This window comes from Dinoroseobacter sp. S76, assembly GCF_049801095.1.
Classification (GTDB): domain Bacteria; phylum Pseudomonadota; class Alphaproteobacteria; order Rhodobacterales; family Rhodobacteraceae; genus Dinoroseobacter.
The window spans coordinates 410366-429588 of record NZ_JBNAGH010000002.1; the positions used below are offsets into that span (position 1 = coordinate 410366).

Genomic DNA, 19223 nt, shown 5'->3' on the forward strand with positions numbered 1-19223 from the left:
ACAAGGAACGACAGATGTCAACGGGATTGATGCACGGAAAACGCGGCCTCATCATGGGGCTGGCCAATGACAAATCGATCGCCTGGGGCATTGCGAAAGCCCTGGCGGAGCAAGGGGCCGAGATGGCCTTCACCTATCAGGGCGAGGCGTTCCGCAAGCGGGCGGAACCCCTGGCGGCGGAGCTGGGCGTGACCGAGCTCTTTGACTGCGATGTGAGCGATCCGGCCTCGCTCGACGCGGTGTTTGACGGTCTGGCGGAGCGCTGGGGCAAGCTGGACTTCGTGGTCCATGCCATCGGCTTTTCGGACAAATCCGAGTTGCGCGGGCGCTATGTGGACACCAGCGCCGACAATTTCCGCATGACCATGGATATCTCGGTCTATTCCTTCACCGCCGTCTGCCAGCGCGCGGAGAAGCTGATGACCGATGGGGGTTCGCTTCTGACGCTGACCTATTACGGCGCCGAGAAGGTCATGCCCCATTATAATGTCATGGGGATTGCGAAATCCGCGCTGGAGACCAGCGTACAGTATCTGGCCGAGGATCTCGGCAAGCAGAACATCCGCGTCAACGCCATCAGCGCGGGCACGATCAAAACGCTGGCCGCCTCGGGCATTGGCGATTTCCGTTACATCATGAAGTGGAACGAGCTGAACGCGCCGCTGCGCCGGACCGTGACCCAGGACGAGGTCGGCAAATCCGCGCTCTATTTCCTGTCGGATCTGTCGAGCGCTGTGACCGGCGAGGTTCATCACGTGGATGCGGGCTATCACGTGGTCGGTATGAAGGCCGTGGACGCCCCGGATATCGACGCGGTCACTGGCCGGAAGTAAGCCATGGAGCTGGCCCAGATTCTCGCCTTCAACGCGGCCCTTCTGGTCGCCTTGGCGAGCCCGGGGCCAGCCCTTCTCATCCTGACGCAGACCGCGATTTCCATTGACCGGCGCAGCGCGATCTGGACCGGACTGGGTCTGGCCAGCATGGCCGCGCTCTGGACGCTGTCCGCTCTGCTCGGGCTCGAGCTGCTGTTCGAGCTTTTCCCGGCGGCCTATCTGATCCTGAAGACGCTCGGCGCGCTTTACCTGATCTGGATCGCCTGGGGCACGTGGAGGGCCGCGCGCAACCCACTCGCCAAGGCGCCACGGATCGCCCCGGGCCGCGCGTTCCGCCGCGGGGTGATGGTCAATCTCGCGAACCCGAAATCCGCGCTCTTCGCCGCCGGGGTGCTGATCGTGATCTTCCCGCCAGATCTGAGCGCCGCGCAGATCGCCTTGGTGGTCGCGAACCATTTCGGGGTAGAGATCATGGTTTACACCCTTCTGGCGGTGGCCCTGAGCCGTCCCGCCGCAAAACGCGCCTATCTGACCGCGAAAACCCATCTCGACCGGCTGACCGCTGCGGTGCTGGGCGGGCTTGGCCTGCGCCTTTTGCTGGATCGCACCCCGTGACACTGGCGGCCTTTGCCTCCATCGCAGTAATCCATCTGATGGCCGCAATCAGTCCCGGCCTCTCTTTCGTGGTGATCACACGCGTGGCCGCCGCCGAGGGTTTGAAGCCTGCCCTTGCCCTTGCTGTCGCCTTTGGCGCGGGTGCGATGATCTGGGCGGGTACCGCGCTGTTCGGTCTGGCCCTCGTGTTCCAGGTCATGCCCGTCCTCCTGACCGTGCTGAAGTTCGCCGGCGCGGGCTTCCTCCTTTTTGTGGCCTTCATGATGTGGCGCCACGCGCCCGACCCGCTGCCGGCGGTGTCGAGCGGGCGCACCCGCTCCCTCTGGTCGGTCTTTCGCTTCGGGCTTGTCACGCAACTCTCGAATCCCAAAGTGCCCGTCTTTTTCGGAGCGGTCTTCATCGGCATCCTGCCCGCGGACGCCACAGTGCTCGAGATGGCGCTGGTGCTCCTCTCGGTCTTCGTGGTCGAGAGCGGCTGGTACGTGATCGTGGCGCGGCTCTTTTCCTTGCCAGCGCCCCGTGCGCTCTATCTGCGGATGAAATGCGTCTCAGACCGGGTGCTGAGCGTCGCATTGGCCGGGGTCGGTGCGCGCATCGCCCTGACCTGAGGCCAGCGCTTGGCGATCAGCATTGGCAACTTCGCGCAACCTGTCATAGAGACAGGATCAAACCATAGGGGACGGAGAGGGATATGACCGACCAACTGCCGCATGAAAAAGGGTTTCACGTCAGCTGGGACCAGATCCACCGGGACAGCCGGGCGCTGGCCTGGCGGCTGGACAAGCGCGGGCCCGGAGAAGAAGGCGCCTGGCGGATGATCCTTGCCATCACCCGCGGCGGCATGGCGCCCGCGATGATCGTGGCGCGCGAGCTCGACATCCGGCAGGTCGGCACGATCTCGGTGCAATCCTATCACCACCAGACCCAGGGCCAGACCACGATCCTCAACCAACCGGATCCGGAGCTCATGGGCGACGGCACCGGCGTGCTCGTCATCGACGATCTGGTCGACAGCGGTCGCACCCTCGAAGTGGTGCGCGGCCTCTACCCCAAGGCGCATTTCGCCACCGTCTATGCCAAGCCCAAGGGCGAGCCCATGGTCGACACCTTTATCACCGGGGTCAGTCAGGACACCTGGATTTTCTTCCCATGGGACATGGCTTTGCAATACGTTGAGCCCTACCGCAACGGCTAGCACGCCGTAGAAGAGACGAGGCACCGGACGCCATGGCCCCCTATTCCCGACGACAGATGCTCCAGACGGCCGCTGCCGCAACGGTGGCGGGGCCAGCTCTGGGGGCGGAGAAAGAGTATCCCGACTGCAGCAATCTCTATGTGATCTCGACATGGCTCCACCCGGAGCTGCCTGCAGGCACGCCCGAAACTGTCGCCGAGTTTTCCCTCACCGGCGACAAGAATGACACGGACATCCTCCGCAAGCCCCGTCTGGCCCAGTATTCCCTGCGCCGCGACAGTGTTGAGAAGGCGTTTTACGTCGATGGGCGTCCCTCCGAGGCCGGGATCAGCGATGCGACACTCACCTATGAGTTCGCGCCAGATGCTACCAGGCCAGATCGGCTGGTGATCACCTGGCCCTTCGGCACATCCGAAGAGATGTCCGAGAGACGGGCTGCCCTCGATGGGACCGTCCCCGCGACGCTGAAGATCGATGGCGGCCCCGCGCGCGACATCGCGGTCTCCATGCGCCATGGCCGCAGCGGCATCGCGCTGCCGAATGCGGGGACCCACCTGATGGACGGCTCGGCCATGGAGCTGCAGGTCGCGATCGCCGAGTTCGAGATGCGCGCCCTCTTTGACATTCGCCACCTGTCCCCAACCATCCCCATCGCGCGTGAAAAGGCCACGGAATACGCGACGCAAGCGGTGGCCGCAGGCGGGTGCAAACCCCTCTGCGTCATAACCTCCGCTGCGGTTGATCTCTTGGGGCGGCCCGATGATTGCTTCGAGCTGACCCAGATGCGCAAACTGCGCGCCCGCTTCCCGGAGCGGCGCGATGTGGTGGACGCCTATATCCAGGCTTCGAACACGCTCCTGGAAAACGGCGAGGGCCGCGCCCTGCGGGCCGCGATCCTCTGCTTCTATGGGCTGGTGGTCTGGCCAAGCGCGCTTCTCGTGGCCGCGGGCTTCCATCGCAGTGGCGGGCTTTACTATCTTGCCGGATTCAAGCTGCTTTGCCGCCTGGCCCGGATTGATCCCGGACTGACCCTGCCAAACCCCCAAGGCGGACCTTCGCACCAATGAGCCAACATCTCGCCCCGACCATGACCGCAACCCAGTCCCCGCCGGTCATGGAGGCCCGCCGCTGGCTGGCCGCCGCCACCCTGCCCGAGGGGCTGGAGCTTCTGAATGTCAGCCAGGCGGCCCCCGTCGCACCGCCCCCGCCGCCCCTGCGCGCGGCCATGATCGCCGCGATTGAAGAGGACGATGGCAGCCATCTTTACGGCCCCGTGCTGGGCCTGCCGGAGCTGCGCGAGACCCTCGCGAACTCCATGACGGGCCGCTATGGCGGCGCAGTGAAAGACAGCCAGATCGCCATCACCTCCGGCTGCAACCAGGCCTTTGCGGCGGTCATGTCGACCCTGGCCGCTCCCGGTGACAATGTGATCCTGCCCGTGCCCTGGTACTTCAACCACCAGATGTGGTTGCAAATGACGGGGGTGGAGCCCCGCGCCCTCGACACCGGCCCGTCGCTCCTGCCGGATCCGGAGGCGGCCGCGGCCCTCATCGATGCACGCACCCGCGCCATCGTGCTGGTCAGCCCGAACAATCCCTGCGGGGTCGAATATCCCGATGCGCTGATCTCAGCCTTTCGCGACCTTGCACGCGCCCGCGGGCTCGCCCTGATCGTGGACGAAACCTACCGCGATTTCGACAGCCGCTCCGGCGCGCCCCACAGCCTCCTGCAGGACCCGGATTGGGACGACACGGTCATCTCCCTCTACTCCTTCTCCAAGGCCTACCGGCTCACGGGCCACCGGGTCGGCGCCATCGCCACCTCGCCCGCGCGCCTCGCCCAGGTGGAGAAGTTCCTCGACACGGTGCAGATCTGCGCCCCGCAACTGGGACAACGGGCGGCCCTCTGGGGCCTCAAACACCTGGAGGACTGGCTCGCCGGACAACGCGACGAGATCCTCGCCCGCCGTACCGCCATGGAAACCGCCTTCCAACGCCTCCCGGGATGGGAGCTTCTGGGCTGCGGCGCCTATTTCGGCTACGCCCGCCACCGGCTCGGCCTCCCCTCGGACCAGCTCGCCGAGCGCATGGTCTCCGAGATCGGCGTGCTGGCCCTGCCCGGCACCATGTTCGCCCCCAAGGGTGCGCCCCGCGGCGCCGAGGAAATGCGCTTTGCCTTCGCCAATATCGACGAAACCGGCATCCGGGAGCTCGCCGAAAGGCTCGGAACCTACACACCTTCTTAAGTCCGGAAATATCCCGGGGGTTTGGGGGCTGGCCCCCAATCCAACCCACGAAGGCGCGCGAGTTGCGGAATTGGTCGTCCCGCCCCGCCATCCGCTTGCCGCCATCGGCGCAACCCCCTAAACACATCGCACCAAGATATCTGCGCCGAAACCCACCGGATCCGCTCGAGGAGAGATCAACGCCATGAAGGGCAAAACCTCCAACATCTTCATGTTCATTCTGATGGGCCTCCTGATCCTCGGCCTTGCGGGCTTCGGCGTCTCCAGCTTTGGCGGCTCCAACTCGCAGGTGGCCAGCGTGGGCGATGCGGAAATCACCGTCACCGATTACGGCCGGGCCCTGCAGAACCAGCTGCGCACCGCCGCCCAGCAATCGGGCCGGGCCGTGCCCATGGCCGAGGCGCGCCAGATCGGCCTTGACCGGCAGGTCCTCGCGCAGCTTGTGAACACCGCCGCCATCGACAATGAGGCCGCGCTGATGGGTCTTTCCGTCGGCGATGAGCGGGTGGCCGAACAGATCCGACAAATTCCCGCCTTTGCCGGACTGAACGGCGCCTTTGATCGCGAGGCCTACACCTTCACCCTGCAATCGAGCGGCCTGACACCCGAGCAATTCGAGGACCGCGTCCGCAAGGAAGCCGCGCGCAATCTGCTGCAAGGGGCCGTGATCGGCGGTCTGCGCGTGCCCGAGGGCTATACCGATACACTCTTTTCCTTCATCGGCGCGCGCCGGGACTTCACCTGGGCCGTGTTGAGCGCGGGCGACATCACGCTGGACATCCCCGCGCCGGGCGATGCGGACCTGCAAGCCCATCACGAGGCCAATGCTGCCGCCTTCACCCTGCCGGAAACGCGCGAGATCACCTATGTGCTCCTCAGCCCGGAGATGATGCTTGATCAGGTCGCGCCCAGCGAGGAGGACCTGCGTCAGGCCTATGACGCTGCGGCCAGCATCTATCAACGCCCCGAGCGGCGTCTGCTCGACCGTCTTGTCTTCAACTCGACCGGGGAGGCTGAGGCCGCCCTCGCCCAGATCACCAGCGGTGCAACCACATTTGACGCCCTGCTTGAGGCGCGCGGCCTCACCCTCGACGATGTAGACCAGGGCGAGGTGACACGGGACGATCTCGATGCCGAAATTGCCCAAGGGGTCTTTGCCTTTCCGCAGACAGGCGTCGTCGGCCCCCTGCCCTCGCCGCTTGGCCCGGCGCTCTACCGGGTGAATGCCTTGCTGGCCGCGCAAGTCACCAGTTTCGAGGACGCCCGCGAGGAGCTGACCGCAGCACTCGCCGGGGATGCCGCCCGGCGCGCAGTGGCCGATGAAATCGAAGCGCTCGACGATCTGCTCGCTGGCGGCGCAACGCTCGAGGAGCTGGCCGCCGACACGCCAGCCGAGCTCGGCACGCTCTCGCTCGCTGCGGGCAGCACCGATGGCATCGCCGCCTATCCGGAAGTGCAGGAAGCCGTGCGCACCCTGCGCGATGGCGATTTCCCCGAAATCTCGATCCTTGAGGATGGCGGCGTCTTTGCCCTGCGCCTCGATGGCATCACCGCGCCGCGCCTTCAGCCGCTGGAGGAGATCCGCGATACAGTGGCCGAGCATTGGCGCGCAGCCCAAATCGACGACGCACTCATGGCCGAGGCCGAAGCCCTCGCGGATCGCCTGCGCGCAGGCGAAAGCTTTGCCGCGACGGATCTCTCCCCCCGTGTGGAGGACGCTCTGACCCGCGAGTCCTTCATCGATGGCACCCCGCCGAGCCTTGTGACGGAAGTCTTCGCGCTCGAAGCCGACGGAGACGTGACCCTCGTGCCCGGCAATGGCGAGGTCTATATCGCCCAGCTCGACGGCATTCTGCCCCCCGATAGCGAAGATCCCGATGCGGAGTTCCTGCAAGGCGTTCTGAGCCAGACCATCAGCCAGGGCCTTGCTGAGGATATCTTCACCGCCTATGCCACCGCGCTTCAACTCGAAGCGGGCATCACCATCAATCAAAGCGCCATCGACGCGGTTCAGGCCCAGTTCCCCTGATCCAGACGGCGGGCCTGCCCGCTGACCGCCCGAGACCCAGCCAGAACGAGACCGCGCCATGGCCCTGATCCCTGACTATGATGCTTTCGAGGCCGCCTTTGCCGCGGGCCGCAATCAGGTCGTCTATACCCGGCTCGCCGCCGATCTCGACACGCCCGTGTCGCTCATGCTCAAGCTCGCCGGGGCGCGCAAGGACAGCTTCATGCTGGAATCCGTGACCGGCGGCGAGGTGCGCGGGCGCTACTCGGTGGTCGGGTTGAAGCCGGATGTGATCTGGGAGTGCCGGGGGGAAACAGCGCGGATCAACCGCTCGGCCCGGTTTGATGCGGACGCCTTCGAAACCTTGGCCGAGGACCCGCTCACAGCCCTGCGCAGCCTCATTGCCGAGAGCCGGATCGAGATGCCCGATGACCTGCCGCCGATTGCGGCGGGGCTATTTGGCTATCTCGGCTATGACATGATCCGGCTGGTGGAGCATCTGCCCAATGTGAACCCCGACCCGCTTGGCCTGCCCGATGCGGTGCTGGTGCGGCCCTCGGTGGTCGCGGTGCTCGACGGGGTGAAGGGCGAAGTCACCGTGGTCTCGCCGGTCTGGGCCAATTCCGGCCAATCGGCCCGCGCCGCCTATGCCCAGGCGGCCGAACGCGTGATGGACGCTGTGCGCGATCTGGAACGCGCCGCCAGCAGCGAGAGCCGCGATTTCGGCGAGACCGCCGAGCTGGGCACGCCCGTGTCGAACTTCACCCATCAGGGCTATCTGGATGCGGTCGAGCAGGCCAAGGAATACATCCGCGCGGGCGACATCTTTCAGGTCGTGCCTTCCCAGCGCTGGACGCAGGAGTTCCCCCTGCCGCCTTTCGCGCTCTATCGCAGCTTGCGGCGCACGAACCCGTCGCCTTTCATGTTCTATTTCAATTTCGGCGGATTTCAGATCGTCGGCGCCTCGCCCGAGATCCTCGTGCGGGTTTTCGGGCGCGAGGTCACGATCCGTCCCATCGCAGGCACCCGTCCGCGCGGCAAGACGCCCGCCGAGGACAAGGCCCTCGAAGAGGATCTGCTGGCCGATGCCAAGGAGCTGGCAGAGCATCTGATGCTGCTCGATTTGGGACGCAACGATACGGGTCGGGTCAGCAAGATCGGCACCGTGCGCCCGACCGAGGAGTTCATCATCGAGCGCTATTCCCACGTGATGCATATCGTCTCCAACGTGGTGGGCGAGCTGAGAGAGGATCACGACGCGCTCTCGGCCCTGCTCGCCGGTCTGCCTGCCGGGACGGTCTCCGGCGCGCCCAAGGTCCGCGCGATGGAGATCATCGATGAGCTGGAGCCTGAAAAGCGCGGTGTCTATGGCGGCGGCTGCGGGTATTTCGCGGCCAATGGTGATATGGATATGTGCATCGCCCTGCGCACGGCGGTGGTGAAAGACGAAAAGCTCTATATCCAGGCCGGGGGCGGCGTCGTCTTTGACAGCGACCCCGAGGCCGAGTTCCAGGAAACCGTCAACAAATCCAAAGCGATCCGCACCGCTGCGGAACAAGCCGGCCTCTTTGCCGGCGGGGCGGGCGGCAATAGCTGAGACGTGTCAGGGCGCGCTGCGCTGCAGGTAGGCCGAGACCGGCGCGACCGCGACATCCGCTTGCGGCAGCCCCGCGCTCCAGCCTCTCAGCGTCGTGAGGATCTCGGGCGTCAGCGTGGCTTGTACCACCCCGCCCTCGCCTGAACGGGCACGCAATGCAATCCGGTCGAGATTGCGGCGCAGCACAAGCGGGTCCTGCAAGGTCACTTCGGCAAAGCTCGCAGCCGCTGGCACGCCTGCGCGCCGCGCCTCCTGCACCGCCGCGTCGAGCCCATCGCCCGGCGCCAGCAGGCCATGCCCGGTTTCTGCCAGAACTTCGGAGAGATGCCGCAGCAGAAGACGGTCCTGCAGCACCGGGCTGTCCGCAGGCAACCAGATCCCGACCGCCTCGGGCAGCCGCGCGATATGCGCCCCCAGCGCCACATCGATATCCCGTGGCTCGGGCGCGCTCGGCAGGCCCGTGAGCGTGATCAGCACGTCATGTCCGGCACCCCGCAGCTCTGCGGTCAGATCCGGGGCCTCGGGCAGGGTCGGATCCACGGCGATGCTCAGCGGCAAGCGACTGGCGGCCAGCGCCTCGGTATCGAGGGCGCCGGTTCGAGGCGCCTCCACCACGATCGACAGGAGAGAGGCATTCTCCGGGGAGGCGAATTGCTGCGCATTGCGTGTCAGCGCCCCCACCGGTGCCGCATCCTCTGCGCGCGGCGTGGCGCTCTCGGGGGGCAATGACGGCAGCGGATCACCAATTCGCGGCATGCGCCCCGAGATCCCCGGCCCGGCCATGGCAAAGCGCTCCGCCCCGTCCAGAACCAGCCGTCTGGGCAAGGTGGCGGGGGTCGCAGCCGGGGGTTCCGCAGCAGGCTCCGGCATAGGCGGCGCGCTGTCCGGCGGCGGCCCTGGCGCGGCAATGGCATTCGGGGCAACGGGCGGCAAGGGCAGGTCCGCCGGGGCAAGATCCGGACGCGGCGGCCCGCTCTGGGCCAAGCGCAATGCGGGGGCCGCCTCTGCCTGCGTGGCAAGGCGCGGTGTCTCCGGTGCCGGACCAATCTGCGGCGCGGCACGCGGAGGAGCCTCAGGCGCCAGAGGCGCGACGCCATCCTGCGGCGCGTCTCCGATACTGGCGGGCAGCGCCGTGTCGGGACCCGCCGCACGCAGCGCTGGCACGCGAAGATCCTCGGCACTGGCAGGCCCCGCGCTCGCCACAGCTTCGGGCGCCGCAGCCTCCACCTGAGGCTGCGCAGCAGGCGGTGACGGCAGAGCCACGGGCCCAGCATCCGGCCCCGAAACAGGCTGACGGAGAACCGGCGGCACGGCCCCCGGCGCGCCAGTGACCGGCGCGGGCGTTCGCGCTGTCAGTTCCGGCTCAGCGGGCGGCTGCGCCACAGGCTCGGGTTCAACCGGGGCTTGGCTCGCCACGGTCAGGTCTTCGGTCCGGCTCGGGAGCGGATCCACCCCTTCGGGCGCGGTATCCACCACCTGCCGCAGACCCGGCGCTTTGGGTGGCACAGTTTCCGGCACCGCTCCAGCGACCCGTTGGGACTGCCCGGCATCATCGGCACCGGCCTCCGGCGCCTCAGCGAGATCTGGTGCTGCCTCCTGCAGCTCGGCGCCGGGCTGTGCCTGTGGCGGATCAGCGAGCAAGGCCCGCTCGCCCGAGACCGGCCCCCGCGCCATGGCATCATTCAAATCGCGCAGCGGGAAATAGAGCGAGGCCGCCACGAGCAGGATCATGCTCGCCGCTCCGCCCCAGAACAGCCCTGATAAAAGACCCTTGCCCATGTGATCCGCTCTTGTCTTGCCAAACCAACGTCTGCGCGGCCTGTCGCGCGATGCGTCTTGCCCTGATCATCGCGCGCCCCGCCGCGATTGCAAGCGGATCCCGCGGCCCAGCCCCCGGATCGCGCCCCACCGCGCATCTTTGCGACCGGACCAGCCCTTGACCCTCCTCCCACGCTGGGGGATCAAGGGGCAGTTCCGATGAAGCGGCCCGTGGCCGGGAAACAAAGGCTCGAGACATGCTGCTCCTGATCGATAATTACGACAGTTTCACCTATAATCTGGTCCATTACCTGGGCGAGCTGGGCGCCGATGTGCAGGTGCACCGCAATGATGCGCTGAATGTGCAGGAGGCCATGGCCCTGCGGCCGGATGCGATCATGCTGAGCCCGGGCCCGGCGGATCCGGATCAGGCGGGGATCTGTCTTGCGCTGACCGAGGCGGCCGCCGAGACCGGGACGCCGCTGATCGGGGTGTGCCTGGGTCATCAGACCATCGGGCAAAGCTTTGGCGGCAAGGTCCAGCGCCATTCGGATATCGTCCATGGCAAGATGGGGCTGATGCATCACACAGGCACGGGGCTCTTTGCCGGTCTGCCCTCTCCGTTCAAGGCGACGCGCTATCACTCGCTAGTGGTGGATCGTGACAGCCTTCCGGATGAGTTGGAGGTCACGGCCTGGCTCGAGGATGGCACGATCATGGCCCTCCAGCATCGCAGCCTGCCGATCCATGGCGTGCAGTTCCACCCGGAATCCATCGCCTCCGAACATGGGCACAAGATGCTGCAAAACTTCCTTGATACTGTTCCGGTGACCGCATGAGTGACGCGCTGAAACCCCTGATTGGGGCGGCAGCCGACCGCGCCCTGACCCGCGCCGAGGCCGAAGCCGCCTTCGAGATCCTCTTTGAGGGCGAAGCGACGCCCTCGCAGATGGGCGGGCTCTTGATGGCCCTGCGCACCCGGGGCGAGACGGTCGAGGAATACGCCGCCGCCGCTGCCGTGATGCGCGCCAAATGCAATGCGGTGACTGCGCCCGAGGGGGCAATGGACATCGTTGGCACCGGGGGCGACGGCAAGGGGACGCTGAACATCTCCACCGCCACAGCTTTTGTGGTCGCGGGCGCGGGCGTGGCCGTGGCCAAGCATGGCAACCGCAATCTCAGCTCGAAATCCGGCGCGGCGGATGCGCTCGGTCAGATGGGCGTGAATGTCATGGTCGGCCCCGATGTGGTCGAACGCGCCCTGTCGGAAATCGGGATCGCCTTCATGATGGCGCCCATGCACCACCCGGCGATCCGCCACGTGATGCCGACCCGGGCCGAGCTTGGCACACGGACCATGTTCAACATTCTGGGGCCGCTCACGAACCCGGCGGGCGTCAAGTACCAGCTGACCGGGGCCTTCTCCCGGGATCTCATCCGTCCCATGGCCGAGACGCTGGCGGCTCTGGGCAGTGACCGGGCCTGGCTCGTCCATGGCTCGGACGGCACCGATGAGCTGACGATCACCGGCACCTCCTGGGTGGTCGGGCTGGAAAACGGCGCGGTGAGCGAGTTCGAAATTCACCCGGAGGAAGCTGGCCTGCCGGTCCACCCGTTCGAGGCCATTCTCGGCGGCACGCCTGAGGAGAACGGCGTGGCCTTCCGCGCGCTTCTCGCCGGAGAGGCCTCGGCCTATCGCGACGCAGTTCTGCTGAACGCAGCCGCCGCCCTGAAGGTTTCGGGCAAGGTGGACACCCTGCCCGAGGGCGCGGCGCTGGCGGCCGAGAGCCTCGATAGCGGCGCGGCGCTCGCCAAGGTTCAGGGCCTTGCAAAGATCACATCGGAGGCGGCATGAGCACCACCATTCTCGACAAGATCAAAGCCTATAAGCTGGAGGAGGTCGCCGCCCGCAAGGCCGCGCGCCCCCTGGCGGAGGTTGAGGCCGATGCCAAGGCCGCGAGCCCGGTCCGCCCCTTCGCCGAGGCCCTGACGACAGCGGCCCAGACGGGCTATGCCCTGATCGCGGAGGTCAAGAAGGCCAGCCCCTCCAAAGGGTTGATCCGCCCGGATTTCGACCCGCCCGCCATTGCCAGTGCCTATGCAAAGGGCGGTGCAACCTGCCTCTCGGTTCTGACCGACGCGCCCAGCTTTCAGGGCCATGAGGAGTACCTGATCGCGGCCCGCGCGGCCTGCGACCTGCCGGTGCTGCGCAAGGATTTCATGTACGACCCCTATCAGGTGGCCGAGGCCCGGGCCATGGGCGCGGATTGCATCCTGATCATCATGGCCAGCGTTTCCGACGCGCAGGCTGCCGAGCTGGAGGATGCGGCCTTTGGCTGGGGCATGGATGCGCTGATCGAGGTCCATGACGGACCCGAGTTGGACCGGGCTTTGCGGCTGAAATCCCCGCTGATGGGCATCAACAATCGCAACCTCAAGACCTTTGAGACGACGCTCGACACCACGCGCACGCTCGCCCCGCGCATCCCCGCCGACCGGCTGATCGTCGCGGAATCCGGTCTGAGCGGTCCGGCAGAGCTCGCCGATCTCGCAGGCTACGGCGCGCGCAGCTTCCTGATCGGCGAGAGCCTGATGCGGAAGGACGATGTGGCCGCCGCCACCCGCGACTTGCTGGCAAACCCTGTCCCGATGGAGGGCGCCGCATGAGCGAGCTGACCCATTTCGACGCCGAGGGCGCAGCCCATATGGTCGATGTCTCCGGCAAGGAGGTCACGGACCGTATGGCCATTGCCCGGGGTGCTGTGCGCATGGCGCCCGAGACCTTGGCGATGATCACCGGGGGCACTGCCAAGAAGGGCGATGTGCTCGCCGTGGCGCGCCTCGCCGGGATCATGGGGGCCAAGAAGACCGCGGATCTGATCCCGCTCTGCCACCCGCTGCCGATCACCAAGGTCGCGCTGGAGCTGACGCCGGATGCGGATCTGCCCGGTGTGCAGATCGAGGCCACGGTCAAGACCTCGGGCCAGACCGGCGTCGAGATGGAGGCGCTGACGGCGGTCTCCGTCGCCGGGCTGACGATCTATGACATGGTCAAGGCCGTGGATAAGCGCATGCAGATCACCGATACGCGGCTGGTCTTCAAGGATGGCGGCAAGTCGGGACGGTTCACGGCCGATGAGTAACCTCGTGCCCGTGGCGGAGGCGCTCGACGCGCTCTTCGCCCTAGTTGCACCGCTGGAAACCGAAGAGGTTCCGCTGACAGCCGCTGCCGGGCGGGTCCTGGCCCGCGACGCCGTGGCCGCACGCACCCAACCGCCTTTCGCGGCCTCCGCCATGGATGGCTACGCGGTCCGAGGTGATGATGGCGCGGCGGGTCTGACGCTCGAGATCGTCGGCGAAAGCGCGGCGGGCCATGGCTGGTCGGGGCGCGTGGCGCCCGGACAGGCGGTCCGGATCTTCACCGGCGCGCCCGTGCCCGAGGGTGCTGGGACCGTCGTGATCCAGGAGGATGTCACACGGGAGGCTGACCGCATCACGCTGGTCGAGGGCACGGACCCGGGCGCGAACATCCGCCCCGAGGGGAATGACTTCAAAGCGGGCGACCGGATCTCGGCCCCGCGCCTGCTCAGCCCCGCGGATGTGGCGCTCGCGGCTTCCATGAACCTGCCCGTGTTGACGGTCCATCGCCGCCCGCGGGTCGCGGTGATCGCCACCGGGGACGAACTTGTGATGCCCGGCGAGACCCCAGCCCCGGATCAGATCATCGCCTCCAACAGTTTTGGGCTGAAGGCCATGTTCGAAGCCGCAGGCGCGGATGTGCGCCTTCTGCCCATCGCGCCGGACACGTCCGAGGGGCTCGCAGCAGTCCTCGCTCTGGCCGGGGATGCGGATCTGGTTGTGACCATTGGCGGCGCATCTGTGGGCGATCATGACCTCGTGGCCAAGGTGGCCGGAGAGCTCGGGCTTGAGCGCGCCTTCTACAAGATCGCCATGCGCCCGGGCAAACCGCTCATGTGTGGCCGTCTCGGCGCTGCACTGCTGATCGGGCTGCCGGGCAACCCGGTGTCGTCCATGGTGTGCGGCACGCTCTTCGTGGTGCCTGCGTTGCGGGTTATGCAGGGGCTGCCCGCACAAGCCCAACCGCGTCATGCGGGCAAGCTCGCGCGTGGTCTCGGCAAGAACGGCCCGCGGGAGCACTACATGCGCGCGCAGCTCACCTTGCGCGACGGGATCGCCTGGATCGACCCGGCCCCACGTCAGGATAGCGGCCTGATGTCCGTGCTCGCCTCCGCCGACTGCCTGCTGGTGCGCGCGCCCCATGCGGAGCCCGCCGAACCAGGCTCGGATGTTGCCTATATTCCCCTCTAACCCGCCCCGCGCCCTGCTGTTGATGCACTGATTGTCAGCCTCATTGACACAAATCAGGAACAGGTTTAGAACACTCTAAGAACTCGCAGCCGGTTAAGACCTTGTTTACCGGTTTTAGCAACTCTGCGAGCGGTGCCGGGCGACAGGTGCCCGAAGAGGGAGAGCAGATATGCTGACCAAGAAGCAAATCGAGTTGCTGGAATTCATCCACAAGCGTCTGCAGCGCGACGGTGTACCGCCTTCGTTCGACGAGATGAAGGATGCGCTCGACCTGCGGTCGAAATCCGGGATTCACCGTTTGATCACGGCGCTGGAAGAGCGCGGCTTCATCCGTCGGCTCGCCCACAAGGCGCGCGCCATCGAGATCGTCAAATTGCCGGAGGCGCTGATGTCGCAATCCACCGGGTTCGCCCCCAAAGTGATCGACGGGGATCGTGCGGATCCCCCCAAGGGCGCCATGCCCGTGGCAGAGATCCATGCGGTCGAGCTGCCGGTGATGGGCAAGATCGCCGCCGGTACGCCGATCGAGGCGATCAGCGAAGTCTCCCACACGGTGGCCGTGCCCGGCCAAATGATGCGCCAAGATGCGGAGCATTACGCGTTGGAGGTCAAAGGCGACTCCATGATCAATGCGGGCATCAACAGCGGCGATATCGTCGTGATCCGCGAGACCAATGCAGCTGAGAGCGGCGATATCGTGGTCGCGCTGGTTGATGGCCATGAAGCGACGCTCAAGACCTTGCGCAAGCGCGGCAACGCGATTGCGCTCGAGGCCGCGAACCCGGCCTATGAAACCCGCGTCTACCCGGCGGAGATGGTCCGGGTGCAAGGCAAACTGGTGGGGCTGATCCGCTCCTACTGAACGCACGCCGAGACGCAGCCAAGTCCACGGGCCGTGCAAAACCTGCGCGGCCCTTTTTCGTGGAAACCCCGCCCTATTCGCCCAGAAGACGCGCCAGCAAACGCGCATCCGATCGAGGGGGCGCCCCCTGCCAGGGTCGGGCGGGCTGTGCCTCCTGAGCTGTGACAATCTCGAGCCCGTCCTCCCCGACCGAGACCGCCAAGGCCCCGGTCCGCCGGAACGCGCGGGCATCTATCACCTCGCAGGCCGTGCTGCGCGGCAGATCCACATTGCCCACGATCAGGTCGGCCTCGGCACAAGCGGCATTAAACTGCGCCGCCCCGGTCTTACCGCGCAGTTGGGTCACCCGGTGAGGGCCAAGATCCACATCCACCCGGCCCTTGCCATGCAGGATCCCGTCCCGGCCATAGGCCTCGTCCTGCGCCACGCCATCGCCGTCATTCTCGAGCCAGCTGCGCGCCGAGAACCCGTCGCCGCGCTCCTTGCTGAGGCTCCGCCCCTCTGGTGTCAGCACGCCCAAGAGCCCTCCGCTGCCGGACACGAGCAAGGCGGGTCGCTCGGTCTGGGCCCAGAGGACCAGCGCCACGAGACAGGGGGCCACCCCGACCCAGCGGGCGCGGAACGGGGTGAGGGCCACGATCAAGGCCCCGGCCACGATCAACCCCAAAACCCCGGGCATGGGACGCAGAACATGCCCAACCGCGCCTTCAAGACCGGAGACGGTGCCCGCGACCCAGAGGATCCAGCGGATCCCGATCTCCATCCCGTAGAGGCCGATCCCTTCGAGACCCAGCGGCGCGCCCGCGAGCGCCACCAGAGCGCCGGGCATCACGAGCGTGCCCATGACCGGCACCGAGGCGAGGTTCGCGATCAGCCCGTAATGGGCGATGATGTTGAAATGGGCCGCCGCAATCGGCGCGGTCGCCGCGCCGGCCACGAAGGATGACAGCAGCAGCGAGGCCGGCCCCTTGGACCAGCGCGGCAAGGCATACCACCATTTTACATCGCGCAGCGCCCCATAGGTGATGACCAGCGCGGTGGTGGCGGCAAAGGACATCTGGAACCCCGGCCCCATCACCGCCTCGGGCCTGAGGGCCAGAACGACGAGGGCCGCCCAGGCCACGGATCGGACCGAGAGCGCGCGCCTGTCGAAACAGACGCCGATCAGGATCATGGCAACCATGATGAAAGCCCGCTCGGTCGCCACGCTCATCCCGGAGATCACCAAGTAGACCGCAGCTGCCACGAGCGCCGCCAGCGCCGCAAATTTCTTGACCGGCACCCGCAAGGCGAGCCAGGGCCAGAAGGAAAAGAGCGTCCTGAGACCAAGGAACACGGTCCCCGTCAGCAGTCCCATATGCAGCCCCGAGATCGCCAGCAAATGCGCAAGGTTCGAGCCGCGCAGATCCTCCACATAGGCGCGATCAATCGCAGCCCGGTCGCCAGTGATGATCGCCGCAGCAAAGGCCCCGGGCTGCCCGGGAATGCGGTCGCGGATCGCCTGGGACAGCGCGAGGCGCAAGCTATAGACCCGCTCCCGCCAGGTCAGAACCTCAGGCTCGGACCACAGCAGAACCGGCACTCGTGTGTAGCCCACCGCGCCCAATCCCATGAACCAGGCATGGCGGCGAAAATCAAACCCACCGGGCTCGGTCGGCGAAGAGGGCGGCGACAGATGCCCGGTGGTCATCACGATCTGACCCGGGGCCGGTGCGATCTCGGGCGGCGGGCCATGGAGCGAGAGGCGCACACGCTCGGGCCGTTTCTCCGGGGCGATGCCTTGCAAGCGGACCTGATCCAGCGTCAGGCGCATGGCCCCCGCATAGGAGGAATCGATCGCGACCACCCGGCCCTCAATGGGGCCATAGTAGCGGAAGGACAGGACCGGCGCGGCCACATCCGCCGTGCGCCAAGCCGCGAGCGCATAGCCTCCGGCGGCAAAGGCCAGCGCCCAGCCCAGGGGGCGCAAGGACCACGGCGCAAAGAGCCCCGCAAGCAGCCCCGCGCCCGTCAGGGCCCAGATGACCATGAGCAAGCCCTCTGACGGTTCGGATCCGGCACCAAAATAGGCCAGCGCCCCGCAGCCAAGAACGACCGGGGCCCAGGGAAAGAGGGCGTGGCGCAGCTCTGCGAAGTCGGTCACTTGTCCTGCCTTGCCGCGTTGGGTAAGTCCTGCGCAACTTTATCGAAACCTTGGTTGCCAATTGGTTAATCCCGCGGGATCCCGCGCCGGAGACCAGGCGCAGGAGACCACCCCGATGACCTCGACCTCAACGACCCCCGTCGTCACCCGTTTTGCCCCCTCGCCCACCGGGTTCCTCCATATCGGCGGCGCGCGCACGGCGCTCTTCAACTGGCTCTATGCGCGCGGGCGCGGCGGCAAGTTCCTGTTGCGGATCGAAGATACGGACCGGGCGCGCTCCACGCAGGAGGCGACGGATGCGATCTTTGCCGGGCTGCGCTGGCTCGGCCTCGATTGGGATGGCGATGCCACCAGCCAGTTCGAAGGGGCCGCACGCCATGCGGAGGTCGCGCTGCAGCTTCTGGCCGAGGGCAAGGCCTATAAGTGCTTCTCGACCCAGGAGGAGATCGCAGCCTTCCGCGAGGCCGCCAAGGCCGAGGGCCGCTCGACCCTCTTCCGCTCGCCCTGGCGCGATGCGGATCCAGCGACCCATCCGGATGCGCCCTTCGTGGTGCGCATCAAGGCGCCGCAAGAGGGCGAGACTGTCATTCGCGATCAGGTGCAGGGCGATGTGACCATCCGCAACAGCCAGCTCGACGACATGATCCTGCTGCGCTCGGATGGCACGCCGGTCTATATGCTCGCCGTGGTGGTTGATGACCATGATATGGGCGTGACCCACGTGATCCGCGGGGATGACCACCTGAACAACGCGGCGCGGCAGATGATGATCTATGAGGCCATGGGCTGGGACGTGCCGGTCTGGGCCCATATCCCGCTGATCCACGGGCCCGATGGCAAGAAGCTCAGCAAGCGCCACGGAGCGCTCGGCGTCGAGGAATACGAGGCCATGGGCTATCCGGCGGCGGCCATGCGGAATTACCTCGCCCGTCTGGGCTGGTCTCACGGGGATGATGAATTCTTCGATGATGCCCAGGCGCAGGCCTGGTTCGACTTTGGCGGCATCGGCAAATCTCCGGCGCGTTTGGACCTCAAAAAGCTCGACAACCTATCCGGGCAACACATTGCCGCGATGCCCGATGACGCGATTGTCGCAGGTGCACAAGGATACCGCAGTGCAACCGGGGTCGATCCCCTGTCCGAGGCGCAATCCGAGGGTTTGTCGCGTGCGATGTATTGCCTCAAGGACCGGGCCAAGAAATTCCCGGACCTTCTTGATAAAGCTCACTTTATTCTGACATCGCGGCCGATTGCCCCGGATGAAAAAGCCGCGAAAAACCTCGACACTGTATCCCGTGGTATACTGGCTGAATTGACGCCGCAGCTGCAAAATGCTAGCTGGACCCGCGACATGCTGGAGGGCGCCGTGGGAGGCGTGGCAGAGGCCCATGGACTGGGTCTTGGCAAAATTGCTGCCCCCTTGCGAAGCGCGCTGGCCGGGCGTTCTGCGACGCCCAGCGTTTTTGACATGATGCTCGTTCTGGGGCGTGAGGAAACCCTCGCGCGCCTGTCCGACGCAGCAGCGTGAGGGGGACACAGCCGTAAGGTCGTTCTGCTCGCGCACCCGACACGCCGGTCGCAAGACCGACCATGCCACGACCGCGCCGGACCCCGGACACGGACGTTATAAAGAGGGAC

General features: G+C 66.5%; 17 protein-coding genes. 15 read left to right on the forward strand and 2 right to left on the reverse strand.

Annotated elements, in window-relative coordinates:
- The first annotated feature begins 14 nt into the window (after window positions 1-14).
- From fabI to trpE, 8 genes are all read left to right on the forward strand, one after another.
- Complete coding sequence (gene fabI, locus ACP153_RS07805) at window positions 15-833, forward strand: enoyl-ACP reductase FabI (protein WP_424970411.1); 819 nt, start codon at window positions 15-17, stop codon at window positions 831-833.
- 3 nt (window positions 834-836) lie between these two features.
- The gene (locus ACP153_RS07810; RefSeq protein ID WP_424970412.1) at window positions 837-1448 is read left to right on the forward strand and encodes a LysE family translocator; all 612 of its coding nucleotides are present in this window, start codon (window positions 837-839) and stop codon (window positions 1446-1448) included.
- Entirely contained in the window at window positions 1445-2056 is a 612-nt protein-coding gene (locus ACP153_RS07815; RefSeq protein ID WP_424970413.1) for a LysE family translocator, read from the forward strand. The genes ACP153_RS07810 and ACP153_RS07815 overlap by 4 nt, the downstream gene beginning before the upstream one ends.
- Before the next feature lie 83 nt (window positions 2057-2139).
- Window positions 2140-2643, forward strand: coding sequence for a xanthine phosphoribosyltransferase (gpt, locus tag ACP153_RS07820; RefSeq protein ID WP_424970414.1), 504 nt, complete (start codon window positions 2140-2142; stop codon window positions 2641-2643).
- Window positions 2644-2675: 32 nt separating this feature from the next.
- Entirely contained in the window at window positions 2676-3710 is a 1035-nt protein-coding gene (locus ACP153_RS07825; protein ID WP_424970415.1) for a hypothetical protein, read from the forward strand.
- Window positions 3707-4888, forward strand: a complete 1182-nt coding sequence (locus ACP153_RS07830; protein WP_424970416.1) for an aminotransferase — start codon at window positions 3707-3709, stop codon at window positions 4886-4888. Before ACP153_RS07825 ends, ACP153_RS07830 begins: the two co-directional genes overlap by 4 nt.
- A gap of 184 nt (window positions 4889-5072) precedes the next feature.
- A complete protein-coding gene (locus ACP153_RS07835) occupies window positions 5073-6917 on the forward strand; it encodes a SurA N-terminal domain-containing protein (RefSeq protein ID WP_424970417.1) in 1845 nt (614 codons plus the stop codon).
- Window positions 6918-6975: 58 nt separating this feature from the next.
- Window positions 6976-8493 carry an anthranilate synthase component I gene (gene trpE / locus ACP153_RS07840; RefSeq protein ID WP_424970418.1) on the forward strand — a complete coding sequence of 506 codons (1518 nt, stop codon included), beginning with the start codon at window positions 6976-6978 and terminating at the stop codon, window positions 8491-8493.
- Window positions 8494-8499: 6 nt separating this feature from the next.
- On the opposite strand, the gene ACP153_RS07845 is transcribed toward trpE, so the two are convergent.
- On the reverse strand, window positions 8500-10224 hold the full coding sequence (locus ACP153_RS07845) for a divergent polysaccharide deacetylase family protein (protein WP_424970419.1): 1725 nt from the start codon (window positions 10222-10224) through the stop codon (window positions 8500-8502).
- Between the two features lie 284 nt (window positions 10225-10508).
- Here ACP153_RS07845 and ACP153_RS07850 point away from each other — a divergent pair, with 284 nt between their 5' ends.
- From ACP153_RS07850 to lexA, 6 genes are all read left to right on the forward strand, one after another.
- Complete coding sequence (locus ACP153_RS07850) at window positions 10509-11090, forward strand: anthranilate synthase component II (RefSeq protein WP_424970420.1); 582 nt, start codon at window positions 10509-10511, stop codon at window positions 11088-11090.
- The gene (gene trpD / locus ACP153_RS07855) at window positions 11087-12106 is read left to right on the forward strand and encodes an anthranilate phosphoribosyltransferase (protein WP_424970421.1); all 1020 of its coding nucleotides are present in this window, start codon (window positions 11087-11089) and stop codon (window positions 12104-12106) included. Before ACP153_RS07850 ends, trpD begins: the two co-directional genes overlap by 4 nt.
- Window positions 12103-12918, forward strand: coding sequence for an indole-3-glycerol phosphate synthase TrpC (trpC, locus tag ACP153_RS07860; RefSeq protein WP_424970422.1), 816 nt, complete (start codon window positions 12103-12105; stop codon window positions 12916-12918). Before trpD ends, trpC begins: the two co-directional genes overlap by 4 nt.
- The gene (moaC, locus tag ACP153_RS07865; protein ID WP_424970423.1) at window positions 12915-13394 is read left to right on the forward strand and encodes a cyclic pyranopterin monophosphate synthase MoaC; all 480 of its coding nucleotides are present in this window, start codon (window positions 12915-12917) and stop codon (window positions 13392-13394) included. Before trpC ends, moaC begins: the two co-directional genes overlap by 4 nt.
- Entirely contained in the window at window positions 13387-14580 is a 1194-nt protein-coding gene (gene glp, locus ACP153_RS07870) for a gephyrin-like molybdotransferase Glp (protein WP_424970425.1), read from the forward strand. Before moaC ends, glp begins: the two co-directional genes overlap by 8 nt.
- A 169-nt stretch (window positions 14581-14749) precedes the next feature.
- On the forward strand, window positions 14750-15442 hold the full coding sequence (lexA, locus tag ACP153_RS07875; protein ID WP_424970426.1) for a transcriptional repressor LexA: 693 nt from the start codon (window positions 14750-14752) through the stop codon (window positions 15440-15442).
- A gap of 73 nt (window positions 15443-15515) precedes the next feature.
- On the opposite strand, the gene ACP153_RS07880 is transcribed toward lexA, so the two are convergent.
- Window positions 15516-17585 (reverse strand): ComEC/Rec2 family competence protein, encoded by a 2070-nt coding sequence (locus ACP153_RS07880; protein ID WP_424970427.1) that lies wholly within the window; start codon window positions 17583-17585, stop codon window positions 15516-15518.
- Window positions 17586-17700: 115 nt separating this feature from the next.
- Between ACP153_RS07880 and gltX the strand changes: the two genes are divergently transcribed.
- Window positions 17701-19113, forward strand: a complete 1413-nt coding sequence (gltX, locus tag ACP153_RS07885; protein WP_424970428.1) for a glutamate--tRNA ligase — start codon at window positions 17701-17703, stop codon at window positions 19111-19113.
- Window positions 19114-19223: the final 110 nt, after the last annotated feature.